Genomic DNA, 3,215 nt, shown 5'->3' on the forward strand with positions numbered 1-3,215 from the left:
GTCGAGAAGGGCAGCACCGCGAAGGAGAGCCCCGCGAGGAGCAGCCCCGTGAGGATCATCGGTTTGCGCCCCACGGTGTCGTTCCACCGTCCGGAGGGGAAGATGAACAGGGCGTTGCCCGCCGCGTAGGCGGCCAGTGCCCAGCCCGCGGCGCTCGCCGACTCCCCGAGGGAGGCCCCGATGAACAGCGGAATCACGGAGACGCGGACCCCGAAGGAAGACCACCCGTGGGCGAATCCGGACAGCAGCACCGCCCGGTACTGGGAGAGCCGAAGGGCTTCGCGCAGGCTCCGCCCGGCGGGCTCACCGTTGCCGGAGCCCGGCTGCACGTGCACCGAGTTTCGCAGGGAGAAGCCGACCACGACGGCGGCGAGCACGAGCGTGACAAAGTACAGCACGAAGGGCGCACGCAGGCCCCACCCGGCGACGAGCGCGCCGAGGACCGGGCCGAGCAGGTTCCCGAGGAGGAAGCCCGCCGCGTTGACGCTCGCGACGCGGCCCCTGGCCCAGATCGGGCTCACCTTAATGAGGAGCCCCGTTGCCGCGATCGAGAACATGGTGGAGCCGATGCCGCCGAGGGAGCGCAGGACGAGCAGCTGCGGGTAGTTCACCGCGAGCGCGCAGGCCCCCGTGGACACCGCGACGATCAGCAGGCCGACGATGTAGGTCTTCCGCTCCCCCACCTTGCCGACGACCCAGCCCGCGGCGGGCGCGAAGACCAATCGCATCAGGGCGAAGGCGCTGACGATCGCGCTGGCCGCGGTGAAGGAGACGTTGAATTCGCGGGCAAACTGCGGCAGCACGGGCGCAACGACGCCGTAGCCGAGGGCGATGACGAAGCCACCGGCGACGAGTGCCCAGACCTCGAAGGGAAGCTGACGCAGAGAGGGTTTGGGCATACCCTCCAGGGTACCCCGCCGGGTCGCGCCGTGGGCCTCGGCGCGTCCGGGCAGCGCCAGGGCCCGCGTCGCCCGGCCGCGCGGCAATTCCCGATCCCCCGGCCCTTCCCGGTAGACTGGTTTGCGCGCCTCCGTAGCTCAGTGGATAGAGCAACAGCCTTCTAATCTGTCGGTCGCTGGTTCGAGTCCAGCCGGGGGCACCCTGTCTTCGACGGTCAAATCCGCGGCATGCGAGCGCGCGCCGCGGTTCGACCGCCAGCCCTCGCACCGTTTCCCGACCCCTTCACGCCTCCGCTCCACGCCGCAGCTCCGCGTCGAGGACCGCGCCGAGCGGCCTCGCCAGTTCCCCTGCCCGCTACGCGACGGGACTCAGCCCCGTATTGGGGCTAGGCCCGTCCCGACGCCGGAGCACACCCGGTCGCCCGGGAGACTGAGCCGCGGACGCGGCGTGCCTGCGCGCAGGAGCGGGGCGCCGCTTATGCGTCACGCCGGGTGACCGCGATGGCGGAGCCGGTGAGGGCAACCATCCCCCAGCCGAGCAGCGTGAGGGCCGCCACACCCGGGGGGAGCCAGGTGACGTCGTAGGCGGGTGTTCCGACGAGGCTCAGGCTGGCTTGGTCGGGGAGGAACTGGATGCCCTCCGGCCACTGCAGGATGCCGGTTGCCACCACGATGGGCAGCGCGATCAAGATCCCCAGGGGGGCGACCGTGTTCCGCAGGATGCCTGCCAAGCCAAAAGCAATGAGGGACATCAGCACATAGACGCCCAGCCATTGTGCGCAGTTCAGCACGAGCTCGGCCGGGGGGACGCCGAATGCGGTTCCGATGAGCAGCCGCGCCGGGACGACCGCGATCGCTGCGGCGACGACGCACACCAGGAGCAGTGCGGCGAGCTTCGCGAGCACGAACGCGGCCCGGCGCGGCGTGGCCACGAGGCTCATGCGGAGTTGTGCGCCGTGGTATTCGGTCGCGGCCGCCCAGACCGGGATGACCAGGAACGCGTAGAGCGGGGCGAGCATCACGATGCCGAACGAGGAGAGCCGTGCTGGCACCACGCCGTCGCCGGTGAAGAACAGCACCCCGCTGGCGTCGATCAGGGCGAGGAACATGTTCGCGATCAGGGTGATCGCGAGCATGAGCGTCGTGGCGGGGTGGGTGATGATCTTCGTGATCTCCGCGGCGATCACATCACGTCGCCGAATTGTCGGTGCCTGGGTTGCGGCGGTCGGATTCATCGGGCGTCCCTCCGACGGATGAGGACCGCGGCAACGATCACCCCGGCAACGGCCCATGCGCTGAGCACGAGGGCCCCCTGCACGTCGGTTCCCGTGACCGGCACGGGCAGGAACGCCGCATCTTGGAACAGCAGGTTGCGGGACGCGCTCCATGGGAGGAGCGCGTCGGCGACCGGAGATATCATCGCGATGATCTGCGCAAACGTCAGGGTGAGGAGCGAGATGGAGACGATGATGCCGGTGAGCGTGCGACGCGCGATCAGGGTGATCGTCGCTCCGATCAGCGTGGTGGTCACCACCACGAAGATCGCTCGCCCGATCTCTCCCAGCATCGAGCTGTCCCAGAGCAGGTCGGTGTCCCAGTCTTTGATCGCCAGAAAGATCAACACCAGCGCGGTTGCGATGAACACGATCGCAAGACCAGCGGCGTAGAGCGCGATCGCGAGCACCTTGCCCAGGACGAAGCGCGTGCGGTTCGGCACCGAAACCAGGCTCAGTCCCAGCTGCCCGGCCCGGAACTCGGTGCCCGCCATCACCGCCCCGAGTACGGGAAGGATCAGGCTCGAGTTGATGATCGTGATGCCGATCGACCCACGGATCTCGGGGGCGGCCTGCACGATGCCCAGGTCTGTGGTCGCCGTGCCGTCCTGTTGAACACTCTCGAGCATGCCCAGGTGGTCGACGTACGCGCCCTGTTGCACGTAGCCGAACAGCAGCACGATCACGGCGGTGACCAGCCAGGTGCCGGGGACCGTGAGCATTTTCGTGAACTCGGAACGAAGAACGCTCAGCATGCCGATCACCAGCTCGTTCCGGGCTCGCTGCCGGTGAGGGCAAAGAAGGCGTCCTCGAGCGATCCGTGGCCCTGGGTGATCTGGTCGAGGGTGCCGTCGGCAATGATGCGTCCGTGATTGATGACCACGATGTCGTCCACGGTCTCGGCGGTCTCACCCATGAGGTGGCTCGACAGCAGGACCGTATTGCCCTGGTCGGCATAGCGGCGGAGGAACGTGCGCACGGTGCGGATGCCCTCGGGATCGAGGCCGTTGACCGGCTCGTCCAGCACCAGGATGCGCGGCTC

The 3,215-nt window shown here is 68.6% G+C and carries 3 protein-coding genes, 1 tRNA gene and 1 pseudogene; 1 reads left to right on the top strand and 4 read right to left on the bottom strand.

All coding sequences use genetic code 11. From position 1 onward, the window contains the following. A partial coding sequence (locus OOT08_RS00610) for an MFS transporter (protein WP_325090658.1) occupies nt 1–899 on the bottom strand: 899 nt, incomplete at its 3' end. Nucleotides 900–1,026: 127 nt separating this feature from the next. Here OOT08_RS00610 and OOT08_RS00615 point away from each other — a divergent pair. After that, nucleotides 1,027–1,099: transfer RNA gene (locus tag OOT08_RS00615), tRNA-Arg, on the top strand. 276 nt (nt 1,100–1,375) lie between these two features. Here the strand turns inward: OOT08_RS00615 and OOT08_RS00620 are convergent. The 3 genes and pseudogenes from OOT08_RS00620 to OOT08_RS00630 all read right to left on the bottom strand — a co-directional run. Further along, the gene (locus OOT08_RS00620; RefSeq protein ID WP_325090659.1) at nt 1,376–2,134 is read right to left on the bottom strand and encodes a hypothetical protein; all 759 of its coding nucleotides are present in this window, start codon (nt 2,132–2,134) and stop codon (nt 1,376–1,378) included. Then, nucleotides 2,131–2,928, bottom strand: a complete 798-nt coding sequence (locus OOT08_RS00625) for a hypothetical protein (RefSeq protein WP_325090660.1) — start codon at nt 2,926–2,928, stop codon at nt 2,131–2,133. The genes OOT08_RS00620 and OOT08_RS00625 overlap by 4 nt, the downstream gene beginning before the upstream one ends. Before the next feature lie 5 nt (nt 2,929–2,933). Next, a pseudogene (locus tag OOT08_RS00630) lies at nt 2,934–3,215 on the bottom strand (ABC transporter ATP-binding protein); the annotation flags it as partial.

The sequence above is a fragment of the Leucobacter sp. M11 genome (assembly GCF_035726885.1).
Taxonomy (GTDB): Bacteria; Actinomycetota; Actinomycetes; order Actinomycetales; family Microbacteriaceae; genus JAPFRB01.

What these genes read in the sequence shown, in the direction of transcription:
- OOT08_RS00620 (WP_325090659.1), bottom strand. Translation starts at nt 2,134, where the DNA reads ATGAATCCGACCGCCGCAACCCAGGCACCGACAATTCGGCGACGTGAT.
- OOT08_RS00625 (WP_325090660.1), bottom strand. Translation starts at nt 2,928, where the DNA reads ATGCTGAGCGTTCTTCGTTCCGAGTTCACGAAAATGCTCACGGTCCCC.